This is a genomic window from Serratia sp. CY33802, assembly GCF_052169095.1.
In the GTDB taxonomy this organism is placed as follows: Bacteria; Pseudomonadota; Gammaproteobacteria; order Enterobacterales; family Enterobacteriaceae; genus Serratia; species Serratia bockelmannii.
The window spans coordinates 1-26,553 of sequence record NZ_JBJNLL010000009.1 but is presented as its reverse complement, the minus strand read 5'-3'; the positions used below and the strand labels follow the sequence as shown (position 1 = coordinate 26,553).

The following is a 26,553-nucleotide window of genomic DNA, read 5'->3' as shown; positions in this document are numbered from 1 at the left end:
CGGGCGCGTTAACGTTAGCCGGCACGACGCAGGTTCAGGGTGTGGCGATCCTGCAACATCACCAGCCGCTCGATGTAGGCGCGATCTTTTTCCTCAATGGTGAAGGCCGAGTGGACCCAATCCTCGGTAATATCCATCAGCTCGGAACGCGTCAGTTGCAATACGCGCTGACGCGCCCGCAGCATGGCGCGCATGCCGTTGAGCTTCGGCCGGATGGTATCGATGAAAGTGCGCGTCGCCATATAGGCATCGCCGGGCTGGAACAGCTGATCCACCAGCCCGCGGCTCTCGAACCACTCTGCGGTGTGCGACTCGCCGCCCCAAATCAGCTCCTCAGCCAAGCGCATGCCCGCCTTGCGCGCCACCAGCGAGTAACCGCCCATGCCGGGAAACAGGTTGAACGCGATCTCCGGGAACCCCATGCGCGCATTGTTCTGCGCCAACACGAAATGGTGCGCCAGCGCTGCTTCAAAGCCACCGCCCAGCGCGCTACCTTCAACCATGGCAATGCTGACCGCGCCGGTGTCGAAACCGCGCGCAGCGGCATGCACACAGTCGATGCAGGCCCGTGCGTAGGCCATCATCGCCTCGCGCCTGCGGTTTTTGATCGCTTCGGCGAAGAACTGCAGATCGCCGCCGACGTTGAACATGTTCGGCACCAGCGAGCCGGTGACCCAGAAATCGAATCGCAGCGAAGACTCCTTCGCCGCCTGCGCCAGCGTCATGATGTCTTCGATCAGCGCCTGGTTGAAGCAGGGGCGGGGCGCAGCGCGCAGCAGCATCCACATGATATGCCTCTCCTCTTCATAGTAGGCGGAAAGCTGCGACAGATTGCCCGCTTCGGTAAACGGACGGCAGGTGGGGTGATTAAGCAATTTCATAAGACCTTCCAGTTTTTCTGTTGATGACGGATGAGACCGTTCCAGCCCCTACGGCTGCAGCGGAGCGGCAGTCGGTAAAGCGCGACGCCACATCATGAGTAAACGCTTTCTCGCCGACGAAACAGATAAAAATTGGAGGTAGGGAAGTGAAAAAAACCGAGGCGCCACGGGCTTTTCATAGGAATTTTACCTATCGCGCCATCGTCGGCATTTCATGCCAGGCGCTAACGCGTTAAGCTCGGAAATTGACCGTTTGCCGCCCCGGCGCTCAAAACGCCGCGAGGCTTTGGCTATAATCAATACGGATACATGCCGTTTAACGTTAAGGAAATCGTGAAGTAATGCCTACAGGACCAGACCAGGAACGCCGCCAGCCCGCACAAGACACGCCGCCGAAGCCGCTTATCGCCATCAAGACCGGCCATGAGACCCTCGACCGCCGCATTGGTGGTTTTTCACGTCTGATTGAACGCATCAAAGCCTGGCCGAGCGTTGCGCACCTGCTGCGCGCGGCCGAACGCTTTAACGATCGGCTGGGTAGCCAGTTCGGCGCCGCCATCACCTATTTTTCATTCCTCTCGCTGATCCCGATCCTGATGGTGTCATTCGCCGCCGCCGGTTTCGTGCTGGCCTCCAACCCGGATCTGCTGGCCCGATTGATCAACCGGATCGTCGGCAGCATCAGCGATCCAACGCTGGCCAGCACGCTGAAGAACACCGTCAACACCGCCATTCAGCAGCGTACCACCGTGGGGTTGACCGGTCTGGCGCTGGCGCTCTATTCCGGCATCAGTTGGATGGGCAACCTGCGCGAGGCGATCCGCGCACAGTCGCGTGACGTCTGGGAGCGCAATCCGCAGGATCAGGAGAAAATCTATTTCAAGTACACCCGCGACTTCATCTCGCTGACCGGCCTGGTGGTCGCGCTCATCATTACGCTGTCGCTGACCTCGGTCGCCGGATCGGCACAGGCGGCGATCGTCAACGCGCTGGGGTTGGACGGCATCGAATGGCTGCGGCCGGCGTTGACGACGATCGCGCTGTCGATCTCGATTTTCGCCAACTATCTGCTGTTCCTGTGGATTTTCTGGATGCTGCCGCGCCACAAACCGAAGAAAAAAGCGCTGCTGCGCGGTACCTTGCTCGCCGCCATCGGATTTGAGGTGATCAAGTTCGTGATGACGATGACGCTGCCGCAGGTGGCGAAATCGCCTTCCGGCGCGGCCTTTGGCTCGGTGATCGGGCTGATGGCGTTCTTCTACTTCTTCGCCCGTTTGACGCTGTTTTGTGCCGCCTGGATCGCTACCGCCGACTACAAAGGCGACAAAGCCTTGCCGGAACGCGAGCCACCGGCCCCCTGAAGCCACGCAATCGTGCCGGTGTTATCGCACACGCCGGCACTTTCCTCTGGTTAATAAGCAAAAACCCAGTCAATCCCTCTAAATCATGCGGCATGACATTCGGAAAACCAGCATAACAAACTACCCATTCACTTTTCTTTCCCGTTTTTACAGCCATTCCCTCTGTATGAAACCCATTTCTCAACGTTTAACGCTACAGAAAAGAAGCCCGGTAAAACATTAGTCTTTTTAACCGGTTAGCGGCGGCGCAGCCCAGAGTTACAGCGTTGAAAAGGCGGAATGCTGTCACTAAGATGGATTTTTACCCCCTCCAACAATAAGAAATAGATATGCAAGCCACCATCGCACCCCCACTCGACGCCGACGACGCGTCTACACCGGTGAATTCCCGCGGGAAAGTCATCGTCGCCTCGCTGGTCGGCACCGCCATCGAGTTCTTCGACTTTTACATCTATGCCACCGCCGCGGTGATCGTGTTCCCGCACATCTTCTTCCCGCAGGGCGACCCGACCACCGCGACGCTGCAGTCGCTGGCCACCTTCGCCGTCGCCTTTGTCGCGCGGCCTATCGGCTCTGCGCTGTTCGGCCACTTCGGCGATCGCGTGGGGCGCAAGGTGACGCTGGTCGCCTCGCTGCTGACCATGGGGATTTCCACCGTGCTGATCGGCCTGCTGCCGAGCTATGAAACCATCGGCATCTTCGCCCCTATCCTGCTGGCGCTGGCGCGCTTTGGCCAAGGTCTGGGGCTGGGCGGCGAATGGGGCGGCGCCGCCCTGTTGGCAACGGAGAACGCGCCGGCCAAAAAGCGCGCGCTGTACGGCTCCTTCCCCCAGTTGGGCGCCCCGATCGGCTTCTTCTTCGCCAACGGCACCTTCCTGCTGCTCTCGTGGCTGCTGAGCGACCAGCAATTTATGGAATGGGGCTGGCGCGTGCCGTTCATCCTCTCCGCCGCATTGGTGCTGATTGGCCTGTACGTCCGGGTGTCATTGCATGAAACGCCGGTGTTCGCCAAAGCGGCCAAGGCCGGCAAACAGGTGAAAGTGCCGCTCGGCACGCTGCTGAGCAAGCATCTGAAAGCCACCATCCTCGGCACCTTCATCATGCTGGCGACCTACACGCTGTTTTATCTGATGACGGTCTATTCGATGACCTACGGCACTGCGCCGCAGCCGCTGGGGCTCGGTTACTCCCGCAACAGCTTCCTGTGGATGCTGATGGTGGCGGTGATCGGTTTCGGCGTGATGGTGCCCATCGCCGGCCTGCTGGCGGACGCGTTCGGCCGTCGCAAGACCATGATCGCCATTACCCTGCTGATGATCGGCTTCGCGTTCCTGTTCCCGACCCTGCTGGGTTCCGGCAACCAGGCGCTGGTGATGGGCTTCCTGCTGTGCGGCCTGAGCATCATGGGGCTGACCTTTGGCCCGATGGGCGCGCTGCTGCCGGAGCTGTTCCCGACCGAAGTGCGCTATACCGGCGCATCGTTCTCCTACAACGTCGCGTCTATTCTCGGCGCGTCCGTGGCGCCTTATATCGCCACCTGGCTAGCGGCCCACTACGGGCTGTTCTACGTCGGCATGTACCTGGCGGCAATGGCCGGGTTGACGCTGCTGGCCCTGCTGCTGATGAAAGAAACCCGCCACCAGTCGCTGTGATCCCCTGCGGCCCCCTCACTGCGGGGGCCGCACGCGTTGTTCGTTTCCTGTCATAAAACCGGGCTATGCTGGATGTTTATCTCGGTAACAGGATCGGCCGATGTCTCTGCGTCGTGGGGTATTTGTCTGCGTTGCGCTGCTGGCGGCTCTCGCCATCGCGCTCTATTACGGGTTGAAGCCCGACCATCCCGATGCGCTGTGGCGCATCGTCAGCCAGCAATGTCTGCCCAATCAGCAAGCGCATGACAACCCGGCGCCCTGCAAGCAGGTGGATGTGCAGGCCGGCTTCGTGGTGTTTAAAGATCGCAACGGACCGCTGCAATACCTGCTGATGCCCAGCGCCAAAATCACCGGGATAGAAAGCCCGGCGGTGCTGGATGCCGCCACGCCGAATTTCTTCGCCCAGGCCTGGCGCGCGCGCCACGTGATGGCGGAACGCTATGGCAAACCCATCGACGACGGTGATATTTCACTGGCCATCAATTCGGAATATGGCCGCACGCAAAACCAGCTGCACATTCATATCTCCTGCCTGTTGCCGGCGGTAAAACAGCGCTTGGCGCAGATCGGCCCCGATTTCATCGAGCAATGGCAACCGCTGCCCGGCGGCCTGTTGGGGCATGACTATCTGGGGCGGCGGGTAACCCCTGCCGAGCTGGAGCAACAGGGCGCCTTCCGCCTGTTGGCTGCCGGCCTGCCGCGCGCCGACGGGCGCATGGGCAGCTTCGGCCTGGCGATGACCGCGCTGCCGGACGGCGATTTCCTGCTGCTGGCGACCGAACGCAGCCTGCTGCCGTTCACCCTGGCCTCGGCGGAAGAGATCCAGGATCACGACTGCCGGCTGCTTACGCCACCGCCGCGCGCCTGATTATTTTTTGCCTTTCATCTCCCGCAGGATCTGCCCGCACTGGTTCTCCTCGCCGCCTTCACTGGGCGAGACCAGCGCCAGCAGCGCCGCCGCCGGCGTCAGCACCGCCCCCAACGCCACCGCCGCCGCGCCGCGCGCGATCAGCGGCCCGGCTTTCACCCCGGCGTCCGGGTGCTTGAAGGTGCCTTTCACGTACAGCGGCGATCGCAGGGTCAGCACGCGCATCCCCTTGCTTTCCGGATCGATGGATAAATCCAGCCGCTCTGTGGCGAGGTTAGTGTTACCGGTGATGTTGATCACCGCGTTCTCGGTGTCGAACACGAACAGCCGCGGCGCGGCGACGCCGCTGCGGATGCCGACGTCCGCCGCCGCGCAGTTGATGCCTACCACGTCGTCACCGAACAATTGCGCCACCAGATAGTTGCCGACGTTCAGACCGAGGATCTCCATCAGGCTACGGCTGATCACCCCGTTATTGATCAGCAGGCGCAGATCGCCGTTGCTGGTCGCCAGCAGCTCGGCCACTGAATTACCGCTGCCCGTCAGCCTCGCGTCGCCGTTCATCTGCCCGAGGCTGCGCTTCATCGCCGCCACGTTAGGCAATAGCTGTTTGAGCTGGAGTTTGCGCGCGTGCATATCTACCTGGCCGCGCATCGGCTTTTTGCCGCCGTCGAGGCGCACCACGGCGTTCAGGCTGCCGCCCGCCATGCCGAAGCGCAGCGGATCCAGACGCAACTCGCCATTGTTCAGCTTCAGGTGCGTGGCCAGATCGCTCAGCGGTAAATCGCTGCCGCGCTCGATGCGCGCGGCGGCAAACTTCACGTCCGCATCCATCTTGCTCCAGCTTTGCGTATCGAACTGTTCAACCGGCAGCACCTTATCCGCCGGCTGGCGGCTCTTCTCGCCGCGGCCGGCTTTGGCAGCGTTGGAATCCGCGCCGATCAGCGGCGCCAGATCCGCCAGCCTCAGCTGCCGGGAGCTCACCGCGCCACTCAGCGTCGGCCGCGGTTTAGCGGCAACGTATTTCAAGTCGCCATGAATGTCGCTGTCGCCGATTTTGCCGTCGAATTTCTGATATTCGAACACGGCGCCGCCCGGCTGGTGCAGGCGGGCAATCAGATGGCCATCGGTCGCATACGGCGGCGTGTTCGGCAGCAGCACGCCGGTCAGGCCATAGAGATTCCCCAGGCTTTCACCGGAAAATTTCAGCTGCACGTCCAGGCCGCCGAGGTTCAGCGGATCGGACAAGGTGCCCGCCACCGCCACCCGGGTGCTGCCGGAGCGCACGTCGGCCTGCAGCGGGAACGGCAGATCGGCGCTCTGCAGTGACAGCATGCCGCCGATCTTGCCGCTGCCGCTCAGCGGTTCGCCGTTATATTTGCCTTTCACCTGCCAGCCGAAAACATAATCGGGTGTAGCGACCTTGCCGCCGCTCTGTTTGCCGGTCACTTCACTGAACGGCAGCGGTTTGCCGAGCGGATCGATAACGGCGCGGAAATCCGCCTTCAGCGTGGCGTCTTTAAAGGCGATCTGTCCCTTGTCGAACACGATATCGTGCACAGTGAACGACCAGGCGGAAGGCGGCTGCTTGGGATCCTGGCCGCCGGCCAGGTCAAACGTCCAGTTGTTGTCGCCGTTGGCCAGGCGTTGCAACGACGCATTCGGCTGCTTGAGCCAGATGCGCGGGATCAGCAGTTCTTTCCTCAGCAGCGCCAGCGGTGCGATGCTGGCGTCGACGCGCTGCAGCGTCACCATGCTGTCGCCGGGGATGTTTTTCGGATTACCCAACCACACGTCTTCGGCGTGAATATGCGGCCAGGGCACCCAGGCGCGCCAGCCGCCCTCATCCGGGTTACGCGACCAGTCGACGCCCAGATCGCCGCGGATGGCGAAGGGCCGCCGCAGTTCGGCCGACACCTTGTCGTTGATGGTGGGCTTGAGTCGATTCCAGTCGAAGGTGGCGATGAAGATCGCCAGCGCGGCGAGCACCAGCAGCACAATGCCGCCCAGCCAGCTGAAAACCTTTCCTGTTCTTGTCATAGGGCTCCCTCAGCACATAAACCGGGCTGCCGAATGAAAGGAAAAGGAATGAGCAGCCCCGTTTAAGCCTAGCTGAGGATAGGCCGGAGTTCACGCCGGCGCGCCGGGCGCGGCAAACAGCGTCGGTACGCTGTGTAAAGTTTCAAAGCACGCCGGGCGGGAAAGATAGTAACCCTGCGCGGCCAACGCGCCGGAACGCTGCACCAGCCGCCACTCCTGTTCGGTTTCCACGCCTTCGACGATCACCCCGTCGCTGTGCTGATTCATCATCTTGATCAGGGTGCCGAGCAGCTGTACGCCCTCTTCCGACTGTTTGAGCAAGGTGAACAATTCGCGCGCCACCTTGATGTATTGATAGCGCCAGGCGCCGACGGCGGAGAAGTTGGCCAGCCCGCTGCCGAAATCGTCCAGCCACAACCGTTCGCCGCCGACGATCTGCTGTAACGGGCGGTTTGACGCCGTTGCGGCTTGCTCCACCAGCTCGAAGCGCAGGTAGGGCATCTCGGCGATCTGCCGTTGCAACGCATCATGACGCTGCAACGCTTGCAGCGCCATACCATCGATATTGACCGACACCATCACCGCGTGGCGAATGAACAACGCCTGCCAGCGCTGCAACAGCGCCAACTGCTCCTGGATCACCCGCAAACGCTGGGCGACGCCGAGCGAGGCAAAATACTGTTCCGGGGATTGCCGTTTGTCCGGCTCATTAGGGTGATACACCGCCGTCAGCAGTTCCACCGCCAGCAACGCGCCGCTGGTGCGATAAATCGGCTGGAAGGTATACAAGCGCCGGCATTGCCGCCAGTAGCGCCGCGATTTGGCGCAGGCATAGAGGGCAAAACAGGGCGCCAGCAGACCCGAGATCAGGTTGGTTATCATCGGTACTATCGCCGTGGCGGGGAAGTGAGAGCGCTGCCGCTGTTTCTTTACCCAGCTTATCGGCCGCGCCGCGTAAAACTTTAAGCACGAATTACCGCAGGCTTTCCTCTTCACCCTGTTGGCGTTGGTCGATCGCGATCATAAAAAATTAAAACACTGTTTTAATTTATTGACTCCCTGACCGCCTTATGTGGAGACTGGCGGCTGTTGCTTCTTCTTTAGCCAGGGCTTATTGACGATGACTATCCGAAATCTCGCCGTGATCGGCGAATGCATGATCGAGCTGTCACAGCAGGGCGCACAGCTGACGCGCGGCTTTGGCGGCGATACCCTCAACACCGCCGTCTACCTTGCCCGCCAAATGCCGGAACAGACGCTGCAGGTGCATTACGTCACCGCACTCGGCACCGACAGCTTCAGCGGCGAGATGCTGCTGGCCTGGCGGCAGGAGAACATCGAAACCGGGTTGATTCAGCAGTTGGACAACAAACTGCCGGGCCTGTACGTGATCGAAACCGACGCCGCCGGCGAACGCACCTTTTACTACTGGCGCAACGACGCCGCCGCCCGGTATTGGCTTGCGGGACCGCAGGCCGACGCACTGTGTGCCCGGCTGGCGCAGTTCGATTACCTGTATCTCAGCGGCATTAGCCTGGCGATCCTCGCGCCTGCCGACCGCACGAAGCTGCTGGCGCTGTTGCGCCGCTGCCGCGCCAACGGCGGCCAGGTTATCTTCGACAACAACTACCGTCCGCGCCTGTGGCAAAGCCGTGAGGAAACGCAGCTGGCCTACCGCGAGGTGCTGGCCTGCACCGACATCGCCTTCCTGACGCTGGATGACGAAGCGTTGCTGTGGGGAGCACAGCCGGTTGAACAGGTGGTGGCACGCACACAGGCGCTCGGCGTCGGCGAGATCGTTATCAAACGCGGCGCGGATGCCTGTCTGGTGTTCAGCGTGGAGGGAGAGCGGCTTGAGGTACCGGCGATCGCACTGCCGCCGGAGCGCGTGGTGGATACCACCGCAGCAGGCGACTCTTTCAGCGCCGGTTACCTGGCGGTACGCCTGAACGGCGGCAGCGCCCAGCAGGCGGCGCAGCGCGGCCATCTGCTCGCCGCATCGGTGATCCAACATCGCGGCGCCATCATTCCCGCAGCAGCGATGCCCAACCAATAAGACGACGGCGAGGTGACCTCGCCGCCGGCGCAATGGCTCCCAGACGTATTGATGAGAGGATGATTGAAGAATTTCCCTGGCGTTGGCTTATTGATACCCAGAACTGCTAAGCTCAGGTCTTGGCATTGCCGACTTTTTGAATTTATTAGCCGAGTATAAATTTCAATCCGCCGCACTGACTAGCTGGACTTTGGTGCAGGTCGGGCTGAATCGCCGAACGACAGGGAGGTTACCGATGGCCGTCGCATTCGCCAACGCCGTCGCCGCAAGACTGCATCTGGACAGCCGGCTGCACGCCTTCGGCAGATTCAAATATGCTTATTTGACCTTCAACAAACACCATCCCGATCGCCATCTGTTGGTATCGAGCTACCCGCAAGAATGGCTGAACATCTACAGCGACAATCGCTATCAACGCATCGACCCCGTCGTGCGCGCCGCCCATAGTCGCTGCGCGCCCTTTATGTGGCACGACACCCCAATCACCACCGAGGATCGGCATTACCGGAAGATCTTTAGCCAGGCACGGGAGTACGACATCGTGCACGGCTGCAGCTTTGTTTTGCACGATCACGACAACAACCTGGCGATCTTGTCGATCAGCGCGACGGCGGCCGATGACGCCGAACTGCGGCAGCTGATGGAAGACGAAAGGGCCAACCTGCAGATGGTCTTGGTCGATACCCACCAGCACGCGCTGACATTGGCCAATGCCGAGGCGAACCGGACGGATCGACTCTCGCCGCGCGAAGGGGAAATTCTCTATTGGGCCAGCCAGGGCAAAACCTACCACGAGATCGCACTGATCCTGGGGATCAAAACCCGTACGGTGAAGTTTCACATCGGCAATGCGGTGCGTAAGCTGGGGGTCACGAACGCCAAACACGCGATCCGGCGCTGTCTCGAGCGGCAGCTTATCGCACCGCCGGAAGCATAAAAAAGCCGGCATCGCTGCCGGCTCTTTGTGCTTTGCCTTGCGGAAAATCAGCCCGCGACGGCGATGCGTTTCATGTCAGTCATGTAGCCACGCAGTTTACGGCCAACGGTTTCGATAGGGTGGCTGCGCACCGCTTCATTCACGTCGCGCAGTTGCGCGTTGTCCACCGCCGTACCCGCCACGGCTTTGCCCAAATCGCCCGTCTGCAGAGTGGTCATGAAGTCTTTCAGCAACGGCACCGCCGCGTTGGCGAACAGGTAGTTGCCGTACTCCGCGGTATCGGAGATGACCACGTTCATTTCATACAGACGCTTACGCGCAATGGTGTTGGCGATCAACGGCAGCTCGTGCAGTGACTCGTAGTAAGCCGACTCTTCGATGATACCGGCATCGACCATGGTTTCGAACGCCAGCTCGACGCCTGCTTTCACCATCGCCACCATCAGCACGCCATGATCGAAGTACTCTTGTTCACCGATCTTGCCTTCAAACTGCGGCGCATTCTCGAACGCGGTTTTGCCGGTCTCTTCGCGCCAGGTCAGCAGTTTCACGTCGTCTTCCGCCCAGTCGGCCATCATGCCGCTGGAGAAAGCGCCGGAGATGATGTCGTCCATGTGCTTCTGGAACAGCGGTGCCATGATGGTTTTCAGCTGTTCGGACAGCGCATAAGCACGCAGCTTGGCCGGGTTGGACAGGCGATCCATCATCAGGGTGATACCGCCCTGCTTCAGCGCTTCGGTGATGGTTTCCCAGCCGAACTGAATCAGTTTCTCGGCGTAAGCCGGATCGGTACCCTCAGCAACCAGCTTGTCGAAGCACAGCAGCGAACCCGCCTGCAGCATGCCGCACAGAATAGTCTGCTCGCCCATCAAATCGGATTTCACTTCAGCGACGAAGGAAGACTCCAGCACGCCGGCGCGGTGGCCGCCGGTCGCCGCCGCCCAGGCCTTGGCGATCGCCATGCCTTCGCCTTTCGGATCGTTTTCCGGGTGAACCGCAATCAGAGTCGGCACGCCGAAGCCGCGCTTGTACTCTTCACGCACTTCGGTGCCCGGACACTTCGGCGCGACCATCACCACGGTGATGTCTTTGCGCACCTGCTCGCCCACTTCAACGATGTTGAAGCCGTGGGAGTAACCCAACGCCGCGCCGTCTTTCATCAGTGGCTGCACCGCACGCACTACGGAAGAGTGCTGCTTGTCCGGCGTCAGGTTGACCACCAGATCCGCCTGCGGGATCAGGTCTTCGTAGGTGCCGACCTTAAAGCCGTTTTCGGTCGCCTTGCGCCAGGAAGCGCGCTTCTCGTCGATCGCTTCTTTGCGCAGGGCATAGGCGACATCCAGACCGGAATCGCGCATGTTCAGCCCCTGGTTCAGGCCCTGGGCGCCACAGCCGACAATCACCACTTTTTTACCTTTCAGGTAGCCGGCTTCGTCAGCAAATTCGTCGCGCGCCATAAAGCGGCATTTACCCAATTGCGCCAACTGCTGACGCAGGTTCAATGTGTTGAAATAGTTAGCCATGGTGGTACTCCGGTTTGATGTTGTCTTGCATTGTTATTTTCATTCCCCGCCCTGTCTGTGCGGAGATTCGTTAAACTCAATGTATAACAGGAAATGCGTTGCTTAAATTGATATATTGAGAACGTGACATTGCAATTTTTGCAACACTCTCACTGCGAGCGTATCGATATGGATTTACGTGATTTAAAGCTGTTCTTGCATCTGGCCGAAAGCCATCACTTCGGGCGCACCGCCAAGGCGATGCACGTCAGCCCGTCGACGCTCTCCCGCCAGATCCAGCGGCTGGAAGAGATCCTCGGGCAGCCGCTGTTCCTGCGCGATAACCGCACCGTGCAGCTCACCGACGCCGGCGAACAGCTGAAAGAATTCGCCCAGCAAACGCTGCTGCAGTATCAGCAGCTGAAGCACTCGCTCGGCCAGCACGGCCCTTCGCTGAGCGGCGAACTGCGGCTGTTCTGCTCGGTGACCGCGGCGTACAGCCACCTGCCGCCGATCCTCGATCGCTTTCGTGCGCAGCACCCGCTGGTAGAGATCAAGCTGACCACCGGCGATGCCGCCGACGCGGTCGACAAGGTGCAATCCAACGAGGCCGATCTCGGCATCGCCGGCCGGCCGGAAACGCTGCCCGCCAGCGTGGCGTTCACCAAAATCGGCGAAATTCCGCTGGTGCTGATCGCGCCGGCGCTGCCCTGTGCGGTGCGCAGCCAGGCGTTCGCCGACAAGCCCGACTGGGCCGAGATCCCCTTCATCCTGCCGGAGCACGGCCCCTCGCGAAAACGCATCGAGCTGTGGTTCCGCCGCCATCGCATCAGCAATCCGCTGATTTACGCTACCGTCGGCGGCCACGAGGCCATCGTGTCGATGGTGGCCCTGGGCTGCGGCATCGCGCTGATCCCAAGCGTGGTGGTGGACAACAGCCCGGAGCCGGTACGTAACCGCATCTCGCAGCTGGATAACATCTCGATGGTCGAACCGTTTGAACTGGGGGTCTGCGTTCAGAAAAAGCGCCTCAGCGATCCGTTGATCGACGCCTTTTGGCGGTTACTGCATCCCCGCTGACGCGGGGTTTCAAAGGTCTGCCGGATCGATCTGCTTCATCGTCTCTACCTGCATCAACCAGTGGTAGAGCGGCTCAAGCTGCAAAAATGCCCCGGCCAGCAGCGGCGCCAGATCGGCGTTGAACAGCTTTTCCACTTCGCTGTCCGTCACCATCACCGCAAACGACTTGCGGTTGTACCAGGTGGCGATCTCCGCCGCCTGTTCCTTCACCAGCGGGCGCTTGTAGCGCTCGCCCACCAGCTCGAACGGCGGCCGGCAGCAGGCGGCCACCTCCAGGAAAGGCTGCGGCCGCTGCCTCAGCGTATGGCGGAACAGATCCATGGTCGGCTTGTTGGCGCTGTAGTAGCCGAGCCCATAGCGCAGCATGTCCGGCCCCAGTTCGAAAAAGTAGACCGGCGCGTCTTTCCAGTCTTTACTCGGGCGCTTGAACGTCAGCCACATGCGGCTGCGGTAGCGCGATTTATCGTGAGAAAACCGCGTATCGCGATGAATGCGCGACAGCGTTTTGCCGATCGCCGGGCGGGTCTCGAACTGCGGGTCGATCGCCAGCATGCCGGGAGCCAGTTGCTCCACCAGCGCGCGAAACGGCGCCAGCAGCTCGCGATCGTAGATGTCGCGATTGCCGTCGAACCAGGCCTTATCGTTCTCGATCCGCACCTGCTGCAGGAAATTCAGGCCCTGCTGGCTAAAGCCGGAGAAAGGTTGCGTCATAAGTTTTTCCGTTCTGACGGTTTATCGGGTGTTGCGCAGATCTTCCCTCTGCCAACGGCGTTTGATAAACACGCGCCGACGCGTGCGGAAATAGGCGACATACAGGTAGAACGCCGCCCGGTTACTGAACAGCGCACCGCCAACCACGCCCCCCAGCAGCAGGGCGCCGGTGGCGATCCCGGTCATGCCCGCCGCCCACGCCGCCGCGGCGCCGAGGCAACACAGACCGAGCATGCCAAGGTAATATTGCAACAATACCACCCCGCTGTTTTTACCCTGCACCAGTTGGAACAGGATCAACGTCATCCACACCGCCACGATCGCGCCGCTGCCCATCAACACGGCGGCGGAGGTCTTGCCGCTCCAGGCGGCCGCCACATCCGTGACCAGACCCATCACGCCCGCCAGCCCCAACGTCAGGCACACCATCAGCAACATGACATTGCCGACGCCCGGCGGCGACAGCCGCTGGCCCGGCGTCATGAAATGCTGCTCGAGCTGCGCATCCACACCGGCGAAAAGTGCGCGATCGCGCGCCGCGATTTGGCTTTCCATCTCCCGACCCTGCACGATCAGGCGTTTAATCATCCACTCCGCCATTACCTCACCATCTGCGGCAATTTCTGCATAATGCCCACAAAATACTGCCCGGTGGTTTTCACATTCACCGGCGCCGACAGGGTGCCGCTGATGCCGCTGCCGACAAACGTCAACGCGTTATTGAGCGCCGAGTGCAATTGCTGGCGCAGCCCGTTTTGGATCGCTTCCGTCGGGTAGCGTTTCGGATACAGGCCGTTCTTCACCATCTCTTTCAAGACGTTGTTGGAAATTCCCGGATTTTCCGCCCGAATGATGTTTTCGGTCAGTCGCTTCCTTTCGCTGCGGGGCATGCTTTTCAGCCACTCCGTCGCCTTGCGCGCCGAAATGCGGCGCATGGCACGATAGGTCATCGTCGCTTCCTTCAGGGCAGCCCCGGCGCTGGCCAGCGAGATCACATCGAGCACGGTACTGGTGGCGATATACCACTGCTCTGAATCGAGCTGAGCCAATTCATCGCCTTTCCCGTCATAAAGCTTGTTGACGCGGTACAGCCCATTACCGCACTGCAACGCGCTGGCGGCCATGCCGGCATAGCCCAGATAAGCCACCGCTGAGCTGGTACCGCCGGTAAATGGCACGGCGACGCTGCCCGACGCCAGTAAAAAGACCGATACCAGCAGCGTTCCACACGACAGCGCGGCCGAGGCCAGCTCTTTGCTGACGCTGGGTTTGCTCAACGCTTCCGACAGCGTATTGGTCGCGGCAACGCGCGAGGTATGAGCCACCGTTTTGCTGATGACCACGTGGGTAACCTGCGAAGCGTTCGAGTAACCGGTGTGCTGCGTCGGGCGGACTAAAAATGAGTTTTGCCCGTCGGAAAAAATAATTCCCACGCCATGAAAGGCGAGGCTGCAGTCCAGCGAGTCCTGCAAGGCTTGCAGATTAATATCGCGATAGAATTCTTGTACGCCGGTATTGCCCAACAGGCGGGCAAACTCGGCGTTGGTCAAATCGTCTTCGGGAGAACCGAACGGCGTAGAAAAAGCAGTTTTCATTGTCGTGCATCCCTATACGTCAGAAGTTTTGGCAGTATAAAAATGCACGACAAAATCACAACCGCGCAACCCATAAACTGACTCATGCGTCACGGTTACTTATCAATCCGACTCACCCCTGCAAAAAGAAGCGGAACGCCGGGTTGTCGGTTTCATCGTGGCAATCGTAGCCCAGCGCCTGCAGGTGCCGCTCGAATTCCGGCTCGGATTGCGCCAGTTCGAAGGCCGCCAGCACCCGGCCGAAGTCGGTACCGTGGCTGCGATAGTGGAACAGCGAAATGTTCCAGTGCGTGCCCAGCGTTTGCAGGAACTTCAGCAGCGCGCCCGGCGACTCCGGAAACTCAAAGCTGTACAGCCGTTCGCGCAGCGGCTTCGACGGACGCCCGCCCACCATGTAGCGCACGTGCAGCTTGGCCATCTCGTCGTCCGACAGATCCACCACCTGGTAACCGTCGGCGTTGAGTTCGTCGATGATCTCCCGCCGTTCGGCGTGGCCGCGCGTCAGCCGCACGCCGACGAAAATGCAGGCGTTGTCGGCATCGGCGTACCGGTAGTTGAATTCGGTCACCGAGCGGCCGCCCAGCAGTTGGCAGAACTTGAGGAAGCTGCCCTGCTGTTCCGGAATGGTCACCGCCAGCAGCGCTTCGCGCTGTTCACCCAGTTCGCAGCGCTCGGAAACGTAGCGCAGCCCGTGGAAGTTGAGGTTGGCGCCGGACAGCACGTGCGCCAGACGCTCGCCCTGAATATTGTGCTGCTGGACGTACTTTTTCAGCCCCGCCAAAGCCAGCGCGCCGGAAGGTTCGGCAATGGCGCGCACGTCCTCGAACAGATCTTTGACCGCCGCGCAGATGGCGTCGCTGTCCACGGTGATCACGTCGTCCAGATACTCACGGCACAGGCGGAACGTTTCGTCGCCGATGCGCTTCACCGCCACGCCTTCGGCGAACAGCCCGACGCGCGCCAGATCCACCGGATGGCCGGCATCCAGCGCCGCGCGCAGGCAGGCGGAGTCTTCCGCTTCGACGCCGATCACTTTGATCTGCGGCATCAGCTGTTTGATCAGCACGGCCACCCCGGCGGCCAAGCCGCCGCCGCCGACCGGCACGAAGACCCGATCCAAATGCGCGTCTTGCTGCAACAGCTCCATCGCCAGCGTGCCCTGCCCGGCGATCACCGTCGGGTGATCGAACGGCGGCACGAAGGTCATGCCCTGCTGTTGGGAAAGCTCGATTGCCTTCGCTTTGGCCTCGTCGAAATTGGCGCCGTGCAGCAACACTTCGCCGCCGAAGCCGCGCACCGCATCCACCTTGATGTCCGCGGTGGACACCGGCATCACGATCAGCGTTTTGATCCCCAGCCGTTTACCGGAGAAGGCGACGCCCTGCGCGTGGTTGCCGGCCGAAGCCGTCACGACGCCGCGCGCCTTCTGCTCTTCGTCCAGCCCGGCGATCATCGCATAGGCCCCGCGCAGCTTGAAGCTGTGCACCGGCTGGCGATCTTCGCGCTTCACCAAAATGGTGTTGCCGAGACGCGAAGAGATTTTGCTCATGGCCTGCAACGGGGTGACCTGCGCCACCTCGTAAACCGGCGAGCGCAGTACCGCTCGCAGATATTCCGCGCCGCAGGGGGCGCTGGGTAGGGGTTGAGAGACCGCCATGCTGCTTATCCCCCCAGTTTGCTCTTGTCGCGCACCGCGCCTTTGTCGGCGCTGGTGGCCAACGAGGCGTAGGCGCGCAGCGCGAAGGACACCTGACGTTCACGGTTTTTCGGCGTCCAGGCCGCGTCGCCGCGCGCCAGTTCCGCCTCATGCCGCGCCGCCAACTCCTGCTCGCTGACATCCAGCTGGATGCCGCGATGAGGAATGTCGATCGCGATCATGTCGCCGTCCTGCACCAGGGCGATCAGGCCGCCGTTGGCCGCTTCCGGCGAAGCGTGGCCGATGGACAACCCGGAGGTGCCGCCGGAGAAACGCCCGTCGGTGATCAGCGCACACGCCTTGCCCAGCCCCATCGATTTCAGGTAGGTGGTTGGGTAAAGCATTTCCTGCATGCCCGGCCCGCCTTTCGGCCCTTCGTAGCGAATCACCACTACGTCGCCCGCCACCACTTTGCCGCCGAGGATCGCTTCTACCGCGTCGTCCTGGCTTTCATACACTTTGGCCGGGCCGCGGAAGGTGAGGATTTCTTTGTCCACGCCGGCGGTTTTGACGATGCAGCCGTTTTCCGCCAGGTTGCCGTACAGTACCGCCAACCCGCCGTCCTGACTGTAGGCGTGCTCACGGGTGCGGATGCAGCCTTCCTTGCGGTCGGTGTCCAGCGAATCCCAGCGGCAATCCTGAGAGAATGCCTGCGTGGTGCGGATACCAGCCGGCCCGGCGGAGTACATTTTCTTGACGCTTTCGTCGCGGGTCAGCATCACGTCGTAAGCTTCCAGCGTCTGCGGCAGGGTCAGCCCCAACACGTTGTTCACCTCGCGGTTCAGCAAGCCGGCGCGATCCAACTCGCCAAGGATGCCGATCACGCCGCCGGCGCGGTGCACGTCTTCCATGTGATATTTCTGCGTGCTCGGCGCCACCTTGCACAGGTGCGGCACTTTGCGCGACAGGCGATCGATGTCTTCCATGGTGAAGTCCACCTCGCCTTCCTGCGCCGAAGCCAGCAGGTGCAGCACGGTGTTGGTCGAGCCGCCCATGGCGATGTCCAGCGTCATGGCGTTTTCAAACGCCGCCTTGTTGGCGATATTGCGCGGCAGCGCGCTTTCGTCATCCTGCTCGTAATAGCGTTTGGTCAGCTCGACGATGCGCTTGCCGGCGTTGAGGAACAGTTCCTTGCGATCGGCGTGGGTGGCCAGCAGCGAGCCGTTGCCCGGCTGCGACAGGCCCAGCGCTTCGGTCAGGCAGTTCATCGAGTTGGCGGTAAACATGCCGGAGCAGGAGCCGCAGGTCGGGCAGGCGGAACGCTCGATCTGCTCGCTGTCGGCGTCGCTGACGTTCGGGTTCGCACCCTGGATCATCGCGTCTACCAGATCCAACTTGATGATCTGGTTGGAGAGTTTGGTTTTGCCGGCTTCCATCGGGCCGCCGGAAACGAAGATCACCGGAATGTTCAGGCGCAACGCCGCCATCAGCATGCCTGGGGTGATTTTGTCACAGTTGGAGATGCACACCATCGCGTCGGCGCAGTGGGCGTTCACCATGTATTCGACCGAGTCGGCGATCAGCTCGCGCGACGGCAAGGAATAGAGCATGCCGCCGTGGCCCATGGCGATGCCGTCATCCACCGCGATGGTGTTGAACTCTTTGGCCACGCCGCCGGAGGCTTCGATCTGTTCGGCGACCAGTTTGCCCAGATCGCGCAGATGCACGTGGCCCGGCACGAACTGGGTAAAGGAGTTGACCACGGCGATGATCGGCTTGCCGAAATCGGCGTCGGTCATCCCGGTCGCGCGCCACAATGCGCGGGCACCCGCCATATTGCGGCCATGGGTGGTGGTGGCGGAACGGTACTTAGGCATGCTCTTTTCACTCCAAATGTATTTATGACAGGCGGCGAACGAACCGCCTGGATATTCTTATCTTGTCTGTCTTGTCGTCCGCCACGCGGCGCGGCGAGCCTTGTCGTTACGGGTTTACCGGATCCAGCCAACCGTATTTGTCTTCGGTCTTGCCGCTGAACAGGCCGAAGAACGCCTGTTGGATCTGTTTGGTCACCGGGCCGCATTTGCCGATGCCGACCTGAATGCCGTCCACGCTGCGCACCGGCGTGATTTCCGCCGCGGTGCCAGACATGAACACTTCGTCGGCCAGGTACAGCGATTCGCGCGACAGCACCTGCTCACGCACTTCGAAGCCCATGTCTTTCGCCAGCTTGATGATCGCGTCACGGGTGATGCCCGGCAATGCCGAAGAGGTGAACGGCGGGGTGTAAATCACGCCGTCTTTCACTTCAAACAGGTTCTCGCCCGCCCCTTCGGAAATGTAGCCGTGCACGTCGAGCGCGATGCCTTCCTGATAGCCGTGGCGACGCGCTTCGCTGCCCACCAGCAGGGAGGAAAGATAGTTACCGCCGGCCTTGGCCGCAGTGGGGATCGTGTTTGGTGCGACGCGGTGCCAGGAGGAGACCATCGCATCGATGCCTTGATCCAGCGCTTCTTCACCCAGATAAGCGCCCCAAGGAAACGCCGCGATAATCACGTCCGTTTTGTAACCGGCCGGCGGGTTGACGCCCATGCCGACATCGCCGACGAACACCAGCGGGCGAATGTACGCGCTGACCAGGTTGTTCTTGCGCAGCGTGGCGCGGCAGGCTTCCATCAGCTCGTCAACGCTTTGCGAAACCGGCATGCGGTAGATTTTCGCCGAGTCGTGCAGGCGCTGCATATGCTCGCGATGACGGAATACCACCGGCCCCAAATGCGAGTCGTAGCAGCGTACGCCTTCAAATACCGACGTGCCGTAATGCAGCGCGTGCGACATCACGTGCACTTTGGCCTCGGCCCAAGGAACCATCTCACCATTGAACCAAATGTAATCGGCTTTCTTTGTCATTGTTATTTATCCTTCTCGGCGCCTCAGGCGCGTATTTGTTGTGATGTTGGCTGCTGGATCTCGACGCAGGAGACGTCCAGCAGTTTGCTTAACTGAGATGACAACAGGGCGACCGGACGCGGGCTGGCAACGGTCAATTCGATATTGATGCTGTCGGCGTTGGCCGGGGAAACCATATTCATAGCACAAACCTGAAAGCCGCGATGACGCACGACCCGCAATACGCGCTCTAACATTTCGGGGCGAAAACGCGCCTGGATCGAGAGTTGATGCTGCATCATGATATTTCCTCCAACATGGTTTCGTTACCGGCGCCCGGCGGCACCAGCGGCCAGACGTTTTCGAGTTCGTCGATAGAGACCTGCAGCAGATAAGGGCCCTCGGTATTGAACAGCGCCTCGAGCGCGCCCTCCACCTGATCCTTGCGGCTGATGCGCTGGCCGGGAATGCCGAAGGCGGCGGCCAGCATCAGGAAGTCGGGGTTATCGGACAGGTTGGTTTCGCTGTAGCGGCCGTCGAAGAACAGCTGCTGCCATTGGCGCACCATCCCGAGACGCTGGTTGTCCAGCAGCACGATCTTCAGCGGCAGCCGTTTGCGCTTAATGGTGCCCAGTTCTTGCACGTTCATCATGAAGGAGCCATCGCCCGAGACGCAGATCACCGTATCTTGCGGACGCGCGATCTGGGCCCCGACCGCCGCCGGCACGCCGAACCCCATGGTGCCGAGGCCGCTGGAGGTGATGAAATTCTCCGGGCGCTCGAACGTCATGTGCTGCGCGCTCCACATCTGGTGCTGGCCGACGTCGGTGGTCACCACGCTGTTGGCCGGCTTGCGGGCGGACAGCTGGCGCAAGAACAGCGGCGCGTAGATCGGCTGGCCGGGGTGATCGTAGCGGCAGACGTGCTCGGCTTTCAGCGCCATCACCTGCTGCTGCCAGGCGGCGATGTTCAGCGGGCGCTGCAACGCCGGCAGCAACGTTTTCAAATCGCCTTGCAGGGCGACATGCGCCTGGCGCAGCTTGCTCATCTCCGCCGGGTCGATATCCATGTGGATCACTTTGGCGTGCGGCGCGAAGGCGTTCAGCTTGCCGGTCACGCGGTCATCGAAACGCGCGCCGACGGCGATCAACAGATCGCACTCCTGCACCGCCAGGTTGGCAGCCTTAGTGCCGTGCATGCCCAGCATACCGAGGTACAGCGGATCTTGCGCATCCGGCGCGCCCAGCCCCTTCAGGGTGGCGACGTTCGGCATGCGGGTCACGGCGATGAACTCGCGCAGCGCCGGCACCGCCTGGGCCATGCCCACGCCGCCGCCGACGTACAGCATCGGTTTGTGCGCCTGCGCCAGCAGCTCGGCCGCCTCTGCCAACGCCGCCGCCGGGAACGCCGGCGCTTCATCGACCGGCATCAGGTGCGGATGCAGGTCGCCCTGCGCCAGCTGGATGTCTTTCGGGATATCGATCAGCACCGGGCCGGGACGGCCGCCGGCGGCGATGGCGAACGCTTCCGCCATGATGCCCGGCAAGGCGTCCAGCGATTCCACCAGGAAGCTGTGCTTGGTGCAGGCCAGAGACAGGCCGAGAACATCGATCTCCTGAAAGGCATCGGTGCCGATCAGCGCGGACCCCACCTGACCGGTGATGGCGACAACGGGAACGGAATCGAGCAGCGCATCAGCCAGGCCGGTGATCAGGTTGGTGGCGCCGGGGCCGGAAGTGGCGATACAGACACCGACTTTGCCGGTGGCGCGGGCGTAGCCGATGGCGGCCATGGCGGCGCCCTGTTCATGGCGGCACAGCAGGTGTTCCACGCCGCCGTCGTACAGCGCATCGTACACCGGCATGATTGCCCCGCCCGGATAGCCGAATACGGTATCCACCCCCTGCGTACGCAACGCTTGAACTACCCACTGAGCGCCATTCATGGTTATTTCCCCGCCTTACTTCGACAACCGCAGGATTTTGTTCTGTTTTTCATGCTCTGCCCCTTGCTCCACTTTTCTCTTGCCAATAAAAAACCCCCGGACCTGACGGTGCGGGGGTTCTCTTGCGATTCCGGCTTGTTTGCTAAGCCTTTCTTCGTCCAAGTGCAGCCCCGCACGGTGGGATAATAATCACCACCACGCTAATCACGACTAGGCTAATCACTTGGGCAAAGGCTTTCATAATGGGTTTGTTCACTGTGCTCATTCAGAACTAATGCTTACAGAGGTACCACAGCCGCGCGCGACATGACAACACTTTTTTTGCGTTATTATTCGGCGCAATCTGGTCATACCTCACGCGAATCGCCTCTCTTTCACACGTTGGCGCGCACGCCCGGATTTCTCACCGCGTCGGTGATCGCCTTGCCGCGCGTATCCTTGCCGAAGAACACCAACAGGGCGATCGCCACCGCCACCGTACCGGCAACGATCGCCATCGCCAAGCCGTAATTATGCCCATGATGCTCGGCGATGGTGGCTTGCAGCGTAGCGTTGACCGAGGCGATCAGATTACCCAGCTGGTACACGAACCCCGGCAGCACCGCACGGGTGTTGGCCGGCACCAGTTCGGTCAGGTAGGTCGGTATCACGCCCCAGGCACCCTGCACCATGAACTGCATCAGGAAAGCGCCGATCCCCAACATTAGCGAACCGCTGGAAAATGCCCACAATGGGATCACCGGTAAGGCCAGCAACGCGGCGATAATGATCGCTTTTTTACGACCGATTTTTTCCGATAATGAACCGAAGAAAACGCCACCGATAATTGACGCAATATTGTAGCTAATGGCGATGATACTGACGGTTTTAGGGTCGAAACCGTGCTGAACTTTCAGAAACACCGGATACAGATCCTGCGTGCCGTGAGAGAAGAAATTGAACGCCGCCATCAGCAGCACCAGATAGCAGCATAGCTTCCAGTGGCTCTTCAACACCGGCAATAAAGCCGTACTTTCTTTGCGCTCACGTGCCGCCAGCCACACCGGCGACTCCTGCACGCAATAATAAATAAACGGCAGCAGCAGGATCGGCGCCGCGCCGATAACGAACATTCCGCGCCAGCCGACCGTTTCGAACAGCAGGCCGTACACCACCGCCGCCAGCAGATAACCGAACGGATAGCCGGCCTGGAAAATGCCCGACATCAGGCCGCGCGAGCGGTCCGGTATGGTTTCCATCGCCAATGACGACGCCACACCCCAGATACCGCCCATCGCAACGCCGTACAACACTCGTAACAGCAAGAAGACCGTCAACGAGGGCGCGGCGGCGGAGAGCAGCTCAAACACCGAGAAGAAGACGATATTCAGCATCAAGATCGGTTTGCGGCCATATTTTTCCGCCGCACGCCCGAAGATCAGCGCGCCGATCGGCCGCACCGCCAGCGTGAGCAGAATAGCCAACGTGACCTGTTCCAGACCGACGTGAAAAGATTGCGCGATGTCGCTGAGTAAAAATACCAGCACGAAAAAATCGAAAGCGTCGAGCGTCCAGCTTGAAAAACTGGCAATTGCCGCGTTGCGTTGCAGCGGGGTCCAACCAAACATAGTGTTATCCCTACCGTAGAGTACGAAGTCAGGAGGTTTAGCGGCTGCCGGGCAGACTGCGGCGGCGGTCGGAGTGTGTTAAAGAAGTGATTTTTCTTTTAATCAATTGTTAAATACACCCGTTAACCCTATGGTTGCAATGCGTATGGGCCGCTAATGTGTTGCAGCCTTCAGCGAATTGTTAATGGGTATTGCCGCAGGTTGCGAGGCGGTTCGCACAATCTCGTTCAATTCGATGAAAATCAGTGATTATGCTGCGAGTTTCATGGAAAAAATGCCAAGAACGCCGCGCGGTACCTGGATAAATCGCGCATCATGCCGCCCTCAGCAAGGAGAGCGATATGTCACTGGCGGTAATCTATAGCCGCGCCATCATCGGCGTTCAGGCCCCTTCCGTGACGGTGGAGGTGCATATCAGCAATGGCCTGCCCGGCCTGACGCTGGTCGGTCTGCCAGAAACCACGGTAAAAGAGGCGCGCGATCGGGTGCGCAGCGCCCTGATCAACAACGGTTTCACCTTTCCCGCCCGGCGCATCACCGTCAATTTGGCACCGGCCGATCTGCCGAAAGAAGGCGGGCGTTACGATCTGCCGATAGCGCTGGCGATCCTCGCCGCCTCCGAGCAACTGCCCCTCGCACCGTTGGCACGCTACGAGTTTCTTGGCGAGCTCGCGCTGTCCGGCGCACTGCGTGCGGTCAGAGGCGCCATCCCGGCGGCACTGGCGGCGGCTGACGCCGGGCGACAATTGATCCTGTCGACGGACAACGCCGCCGAGGTCGGCCTGATCGCACAGTCACAATCCCATACCGCCCAACACCTGTTGGAGGTCTGTGCTTTTTTACTCGGCCAGGGCGAACTGCCGGTGGCCGTCACACCTCCCGCAGCCGGCAATGCGTACGAAAACGCCGATCTGCGCGACATCATCGGCCAGGAGCAGGCCAAGCGGGCGCTGGAGATCGCCGCCGCCGGCGGGCATAACCTGCTGCTGATTGGGCCGCCGGGCACAGGCAAAACCATGCTGGCCAGCCGACTGACGGGCTTACTGCCGCCGCTGACGGAGCCTGAGGCGCTGGAAAGCCTGGCGATCGCCAGCTTGCAACACCCTGTTCTTAGCGCTCTGCCATGGCGCCAGAGGCCGTTTCGCGCGCCGCATCACAGCGCATCGATGGCGGCATTGGTCGGCGGCGGCTCACTGCCGCGTCCGGGCGAGATCTCGATGGCGCATAACGGCGTGCTGTTTCTCGATGAGCTACCGGAATTCGAGCGTAAGGTCCTGGATGCGCTGCGCGAGCCGTTGGAATCCGGCGAGATCGTGATTTCACGCGCCAACGCCAAGGTCTGTTTCCCTGCCAGAGTACAGTTGATCGCGGCAATGAACCCCAGCCCGACAGGGCATTATCAGGGGTTGCACAACCGCGCCTCGCCGCAGCAGGTGTTGCGCTATCTGGCTCGGCTGTCAGGGCCTTTTCTCGACCGTTTCGATCTGTCTATCGAAGTGCCGCTGTTGCCGCCGGGTACGCTCAGTAAGCGGCAAACGCAGGGAGAAAGCAGTGAGCTGGTTCAGGAAAGAGTGCAACTGGCACGCGCCCGCCAGCTCGAACGCGCCGGTAAAGTCAATGCGCTGTTGAGCAACCGCGAAGTAGAACGGGATTGCGTGTTGCAGCCGGCAGACGCCGAGTTTCTGGAAGCGACATTAAACGCGTTAGGGCTATCGGTACGCGCCTGGCAGCGCATCCTGAAAGTGGCTCGCACGCTGGCGGATTTGGCGGGAGATACTGAGATCGACAGGCGCCACCTCAGCGAAGCGCTGGGCTATCGCAGTATGGATCGTCTGTTGTTACAGCTGCATCGCAGTCTGGAATGAAAATGGGGCCCGCAGGCCCCATCGTCTTTAGTCTTCGCTGTCGCTGTAATCTTCCACTGCGTCAGCCTGCGGTTTACCGCCGGACAGAGTATGGAATTTCTTCGGGCGACGTGTGCGCGCCAGATATTTAGCCCATACTTTTTCCTGCTCGGTAGCCGCTTCGCGCTCACCTCGGCACACTGCGACGAACAGCTGTTCTTCTTCAGTCGCTGGCTGGCGTTTACCCGAGTCCAGCTCGTTAAACGCGTAGCCGAAACGCTCTAGCAATTGCGCCTCTTTAATGGTGAAATCGCCGTGACGGGAGAACCCGCGAGGGTAATGTTTATTATCAAAAAAACGATTGGTCGTGGTGAAGCTATCCGCCATCTGACACGCTCCTAATTCTCTTATGGCCGTGCTGTTTATGGCGCGGAGTATTAGATAGGCTTGACAGCGTGTAAAACAAAACATTTAAATCTTAACGACAAATTTTTTTGGAGATAGGTGTGGATACCGAATTACTGAAAACCTTTTTGGAGGTCAGTAGAACGCGTCACTTTGGCAGAGCCGCAGAATCTTTGTACTTAACGCAGTCTGCGGTCAGTTTCCGCATCCGTCAGTTAGAAAACCAGCTGGGCGCAAATTTATTTACCCGTCATCGCAATAATATCCGCCTGACGCCTGCCGGTGAGCGGCTTCTGCCCTATGCCGAAAGCCTGATGAACACCTGGCAGTTGGCGAAGAAGGAGGTCGTGCGTTCGCTGCAACACACCGAGTTGTCGATCGGCGCTACCGCTTCGCTGTGGGAGGCCTATCTGACCCCTTGGTTGCAGGCGCTCTATCAACAACGCGAGGCGCTGCAGCTCGAAGCCAGGGTGGCATTAAGGCACTCTTTGGTAAAACAACTGCATGAAAGGCAGCTCGATTTACTGATCACCACCGAACCGCCGAAGATGGACGAATTGGCCAGCCAACAGATGAGCAATTTCTCATTACGCCTGTTCTCATCCGCGTATCGTGACAAACAGGCCCCAATGCCCTACATCAAGCTGGAATGGGGAGCCGACTTCCACCAACAGGAAAGCCGCATGTTGGAAGGTGATAACGTGCCAGTCCTCACGACTACCTCCGCTCATCTGACGCGTCAGTTGCTGGAAACCACGGGCGGATGCGCTTTCCTGCCCAGCCAGTGGGAAAAGGAGTATCCGCAGCTGGTGGCCACTACTGAGATCCCGCCGATTATCCGCCCACTGTATGCCGTCTGGTTGCAAAACAGCGATCAACAGCCTTTGATTCGGCAATTACTTAAAATACCTTTAAATACCGCAGCCTAAAGCATTATGGCGGCCTTAAATGCCGTCATCGTGGTAATGACTGTCTATCATGCCAAAAGCCGCCCATCGCCTTCTGAGAGAAGATAATGCAAAACGATAAGAGAATCCGGAGGCGTGCAGGGTAAAGCTCGGAAGAACATGAAGCAGCCAGGATCGGGCAAACCTCGGCATATAGCGTCAAAAGCGCTCTTTTCCAAAGCGGGAATGCACTAAGGGAAGGGATAATAGGTAAAAAAAAACCCTTTGCTTTCGCAAAGGGTTCTTAATATGGCAGGGGCGGAGAGACTCGAACTCGCGACACCCGGTTTTGGAGACCGGTGCTCTACCAACTGAGCTACGCCCCTAAATCTCGCTTAACATTATACCTGCTAATAAAGCAGGCATAATTAAATAAGTGGCGGAACGGACGGGGCTCGAACCCGCGACCCCCTGCGTGACAGGCAGGTATTCTAACCAACTGAACTACCGCTCCACCGATTCTTTTACGTTGCATCTCTCGATGCCGGCAAATTCGCGCTTTGCGATTTGCGCATTACCAGTCGTCACACTGATAACGTTTATTTGATGCCTGGCAGTGTCCTACTCTCGCATGGGGAGACCCCACACTACCATCGG

At 60.4% G+C, this 26,553-nt stretch carries 23 protein-coding genes and 2 tRNA genes; 8 read left to right on the top strand and 17 right to left on the bottom strand.

What is annotated here, in order from left to right; genetic code table 11:
- Positions 1-14: 14 nt before the first annotated feature.
- Complete coding sequence (locus ACJ8HA_RS21040) at positions 15-881, bottom strand: crotonase/enoyl-CoA hydratase family protein (protein WP_025304631.1); 867 nt, start codon at positions 879-881, stop codon at positions 15-17.
- A gap of 341 nt (positions 882-1,222) precedes the next feature.
- Between ACJ8HA_RS21040 and yhjD the strand changes: the two genes are divergently transcribed.
- From yhjD to ACJ8HA_RS21025, 3 genes are all read left to right on the top strand, one after another.
- A complete protein-coding gene (yhjD, locus tag ACJ8HA_RS21035) occupies positions 1,223-2,242 on the top strand; it encodes an inner membrane protein YhjD (protein WP_025304632.1) in 1,020 nt (339 codons plus the stop codon).
- Between the two features lie 329 nt (positions 2,243-2,571).
- Complete coding sequence (locus ACJ8HA_RS21030; RefSeq protein ID WP_016930463.1) at positions 2,572-3,894, top strand: MFS transporter; 1,323 nt, start codon at positions 2,572-2,574, stop codon at positions 3,892-3,894.
- 100 nt (positions 3,895-3,994) lie between these two features.
- Positions 3,995-4,762, top strand: a complete 768-nt coding sequence (locus tag ACJ8HA_RS21025) for a CDP-diacylglycerol diphosphatase (RefSeq protein ID WP_025304633.1) — start codon at positions 3,995-3,997, stop codon at positions 4,760-4,762.
- Here ACJ8HA_RS21025 and ACJ8HA_RS21020 read toward each other — a convergent pair whose 3' ends face one another.
- On the bottom strand, positions 4,763-6,802 hold the full coding sequence (locus tag ACJ8HA_RS21020) for an AsmA family protein (RefSeq protein WP_049205996.1): 2,040 nt from the start codon (positions 6,800-6,802) through the stop codon (positions 4,763-4,765).
- Between the two features lie 90 nt (positions 6,803-6,892).
- Positions 6,893-7,684 (bottom strand): cyclic-guanylate-specific phosphodiesterase, encoded by a 792-nt coding sequence (pdeH, locus tag ACJ8HA_RS21015; RefSeq protein ID WP_043142934.1) that lies wholly within the window; start codon positions 7,682-7,684, stop codon positions 6,893-6,895.
- A 238-nt stretch (positions 7,685-7,922) separates the two neighbouring features.
- Between pdeH and ACJ8HA_RS21010 the strand changes: the two genes are divergently transcribed.
- Positions 7,923-8,858, top strand: a complete 936-nt coding sequence (locus ACJ8HA_RS21010; RefSeq protein ID WP_167324677.1) for a sugar kinase — start codon at positions 7,923-7,925, stop codon at positions 8,856-8,858.
- Positions 8,859-9,093: 235 nt separating this feature from the next.
- Entirely contained in the window at positions 9,094-9,795 is a 702-nt protein-coding gene (locus ACJ8HA_RS21005; protein ID WP_043142927.1) for a LuxR family transcriptional regulator, read from the top strand.
- Between the two features lie 47 nt (positions 9,796-9,842).
- Here the strand turns inward: ACJ8HA_RS21005 and ilvC are convergent, their stop codons facing one another.
- A complete protein-coding gene (gene ilvC, locus ACJ8HA_RS21000; RefSeq protein WP_127147025.1) occupies positions 9,843-11,318 on the bottom strand; it encodes a ketol-acid reductoisomerase in 1,476 nt (491 codons plus the stop codon).
- A 168-nt stretch (positions 11,319-11,486) separates the two neighbouring features.
- Here ilvC and ilvY point away from each other — a divergent pair, with 168 nt between their 5' ends.
- Entirely contained in the window at positions 11,487-12,377 is an 891-nt protein-coding gene (gene ilvY / locus ACJ8HA_RS20995; protein WP_004929971.1) for an HTH-type transcriptional activator IlvY, read from the top strand.
- A 9-nt stretch (positions 12,378-12,386) separates the two neighbouring features.
- Here the strand turns inward: ilvY and ACJ8HA_RS20990 are convergent, their stop codons facing one another.
- The 10 genes from ACJ8HA_RS20990 to ACJ8HA_RS20945 all read right to left on the bottom strand — a co-directional run bounded on the left by ACJ8HA_RS20990 (position 12,387) and on the right by ACJ8HA_RS20945 (position 22,760).
- Positions 12,387-13,088 (bottom strand): DUF2461 domain-containing protein, encoded by a 702-nt coding sequence (locus tag ACJ8HA_RS20990; RefSeq protein WP_025304640.1) that lies wholly within the window; start codon positions 13,086-13,088, stop codon positions 12,387-12,389.
- 21 nt (positions 13,089-13,109) lie between these two features.
- Complete coding sequence (locus ACJ8HA_RS20985; protein WP_025304641.1) at positions 13,110-13,688, bottom strand: hypothetical protein; 579 nt, start codon at positions 13,686-13,688, stop codon at positions 13,110-13,112.
- Positions 13,688-14,683, bottom strand: a complete 996-nt coding sequence (locus ACJ8HA_RS20980) for a hypothetical protein (RefSeq protein ID WP_025304642.1) — start codon at positions 14,681-14,683, stop codon at positions 13,688-13,690. The genes ACJ8HA_RS20985 and ACJ8HA_RS20980 overlap by 1 nt, the downstream gene beginning before the upstream one ends.
- Positions 14,684-14,795: 112 nt before the next feature.
- The gene (ilvA, locus tag ACJ8HA_RS20975) at positions 14,796-16,340 is read right to left on the bottom strand and encodes a threonine ammonia-lyase, biosynthetic (RefSeq protein ID WP_015379394.1); all 1,545 of its coding nucleotides are present in this window, start codon (positions 16,338-16,340) and stop codon (positions 14,796-14,798) included.
- 5 nt (positions 16,341-16,345) lie between these two features.
- The gene (gene ilvD, locus ACJ8HA_RS20970) at positions 16,346-18,196 is read right to left on the bottom strand and encodes a dihydroxy-acid dehydratase (protein ID WP_015379395.1); all 1,851 of its coding nucleotides are present in this window, start codon (positions 18,194-18,196) and stop codon (positions 16,346-16,348) included.
- A 106-nt stretch (positions 18,197-18,302) separates the two neighbouring features.
- The gene (locus ACJ8HA_RS20965) at positions 18,303-19,229 is read right to left on the bottom strand and encodes a branched-chain amino acid transaminase (RefSeq protein ID WP_033636413.1); all 927 of its coding nucleotides are present in this window, start codon (positions 19,227-19,229) and stop codon (positions 18,303-18,305) included.
- A 23-nt stretch (positions 19,230-19,252) separates the two neighbouring features.
- A complete protein-coding gene (ilvM, locus tag ACJ8HA_RS20960) occupies positions 19,253-19,510 on the bottom strand; it encodes an acetolactate synthase 2 small subunit (protein WP_038874702.1) in 258 nt (85 codons plus the stop codon).
- Positions 19,507-21,153, bottom strand: a complete 1,647-nt coding sequence (gene ilvG, locus ACJ8HA_RS20955; protein WP_043142918.1) for an acetolactate synthase 2 catalytic subunit — start codon at positions 21,151-21,153, stop codon at positions 19,507-19,509. Before ilvG ends, ilvM begins: the two co-directional genes overlap by 4 nt.
- Positions 21,154-21,295: 142 nt before the next feature.
- Positions 21,296-21,394 carry an ilv operon leader peptide gene (gene ilvL / locus ACJ8HA_RS20950; RefSeq protein ID WP_013814970.1) on the bottom strand — a complete coding sequence of 33 codons (99 nt, stop codon included), beginning with the start codon at positions 21,392-21,394 and terminating at the stop codon, positions 21,296-21,298.
- 133 nt (positions 21,395-21,527) lie between these two features.
- Entirely contained in the window at positions 21,528-22,760 is a 1,233-nt protein-coding gene (locus ACJ8HA_RS20945) for an MFS transporter (protein ID WP_060435232.1), read from the bottom strand.
- 341 nt (positions 22,761-23,101) lie between these two features.
- On the opposite strand from ACJ8HA_RS20945, the gene ACJ8HA_RS20940 reads away from it, so the two are divergent.
- On the top strand, positions 23,102-24,625 hold the full coding sequence (locus tag ACJ8HA_RS20940) for a YifB family Mg chelatase-like AAA ATPase (RefSeq protein WP_197813123.1): 1,524 nt from the start codon (positions 23,102-23,104) through the stop codon (positions 24,623-24,625).
- Positions 24,626-24,652: 27 nt separating this feature from the next.
- Here the strand turns inward: ACJ8HA_RS20940 and ACJ8HA_RS20935 are convergent, their stop codons facing one another.
- Entirely contained in the window at positions 24,653-24,991 is a 339-nt protein-coding gene (locus ACJ8HA_RS20935) for a DUF413 domain-containing protein (RefSeq protein ID WP_004929946.1), read from the bottom strand.
- Between the two features lie 119 nt (positions 24,992-25,110).
- Here ACJ8HA_RS20935 and hdfR point away from each other — a divergent pair, with 119 nt between their 5' ends.
- On the top strand, positions 25,111-25,938 hold the full coding sequence (hdfR, locus tag ACJ8HA_RS20930; RefSeq protein WP_197769844.1) for an HTH-type transcriptional regulator HdfR: 828 nt from the start codon (positions 25,111-25,113) through the stop codon (positions 25,936-25,938).
- A gap of 268 nt (positions 25,939-26,206) precedes the next feature.
- Here hdfR and ACJ8HA_RS20925 read toward each other — a convergent pair.
- Positions 26,207-26,282: transfer RNA gene (locus tag ACJ8HA_RS20925), tRNA-Trp, on the bottom strand.
- 51 nt (positions 26,283-26,333) lie between these two features.
- Positions 26,334-26,410: transfer RNA gene (locus ACJ8HA_RS20920), tRNA-Asp, on the bottom strand.
- Between the last annotated feature and the right edge of the window lie 143 nt (positions 26,411-26,553).

Coding starts and splice junctions, on each gene's coding strand:
- ilvL (WP_013814970.1), bottom strand. CDS start 21,394: ATGAAAGCCTTTGCCCAAGTGATTAGCCTAGTCGTGATTAGCGTGGTG.
- ACJ8HA_RS21005 (WP_043142927.1), top strand. CDS start 9,094: ATGGCCGTCGCATTCGCCAACGCCGTCGCCGCAAGACTGCATCTGGAC.
- ilvD (WP_015379395.1), bottom strand. CDS start 18,196: ATGCCTAAGTACCGTTCCGCCACCACCACCCATGGCCGCAATATGGCG.
- ACJ8HA_RS21030 (WP_016930463.1), top strand. CDS start 2,572: ATGCAAGCCACCATCGCACCCCCACTCGACGCCGACGACGCGTCTACA.
- ilvY (WP_004929971.1), top strand. CDS start 11,487: ATGGATTTACGTGATTTAAAGCTGTTCTTGCATCTGGCCGAAAGCCAT.
- ilvC (WP_127147025.1), bottom strand. CDS start 11,318: ATGGCTAACTATTTCAACACATTGAACCTGCGTCAGCAGTTGGCGCAA.
- ACJ8HA_RS21040 (WP_025304631.1), bottom strand. CDS start 881: ATGAAATTGCTTAATCACCCCACCTGCCGTCCGTTTACCGAAGCGGGC.
- ACJ8HA_RS21025 (WP_025304633.1), top strand. CDS start 3,995: ATGTCTCTGCGTCGTGGGGTATTTGTCTGCGTTGCGCTGCTGGCGGCT.
- ilvA (WP_015379394.1), bottom strand. CDS start 16,340: ATGGCGGTCTCTCAACCCCTACCCAGCGCCCCCTGCGGCGCGGAATAT.
- ilvM (WP_038874702.1), bottom strand. CDS start 19,510: ATGATGCAGCATCAACTCTCGATCCAGGCGCGTTTTCGCCCCGAAATG.
- ACJ8HA_RS20940 (WP_197813123.1), top strand. CDS start 23,102: ATGTCACTGGCGGTAATCTATAGCCGCGCCATCATCGGCGTTCAGGCC.
- yhjD (WP_025304632.1), top strand. CDS start 1,223: ATGCCTACAGGACCAGACCAGGAACGCCGCCAGCCCGCACAAGACACG.
- ACJ8HA_RS20980 (WP_025304642.1), bottom strand. CDS start 14,683: ATGAAAACTGCTTTTTCTACGCCGTTCGGTTCTCCCGAAGACGATTTG.
- ACJ8HA_RS20935 (WP_004929946.1), bottom strand. CDS start 24,991: ATGGCGGATAGCTTCACCACGACCAATCGTTTTTTTGATAATAAACAT.
- ACJ8HA_RS20945 (WP_060435232.1), bottom strand. CDS start 22,760: ATGTTTGGTTGGACCCCGCTGCAACGCAACGCGGCAATTGCCAGTTTT.
- ACJ8HA_RS21020 (WP_049205996.1), bottom strand. CDS start 6,802: ATGACAAGAACAGGAAAGGTTTTCAGCTGGCTGGGCGGCATTGTGCTG.
- pdeH (WP_043142934.1), bottom strand. CDS start 7,684: ATGATAACCAACCTGATCTCGGGTCTGCTGGCGCCCTGTTTTGCCCTC.
- ACJ8HA_RS20985 (WP_025304641.1), bottom strand. CDS start 13,688: ATGGCGGAGTGGATGATTAAACGCCTGATCGTGCAGGGTCGGGAGATG.
- ACJ8HA_RS20990 (WP_025304640.1), bottom strand. CDS start 13,088: ATGACGCAACCTTTCTCCGGCTTTAGCCAGCAGGGCCTGAATTTCCTG.
- ACJ8HA_RS21010 (WP_167324677.1), top strand. CDS start 7,923: ATGACTATCCGAAATCTCGCCGTGATCGGCGAATGCATGATCGAGCTG.
- ilvG (WP_043142918.1), bottom strand. CDS start 21,153: ATGAATGGCGCTCAGTGGGTAGTTCAAGCGTTGCGTACGCAGGGGGTG.
- ACJ8HA_RS20965 (WP_033636413.1), bottom strand. CDS start 19,229: ATGACAAAGAAAGCCGATTACATTTGGTTCAATGGTGAGATGGTTCCT.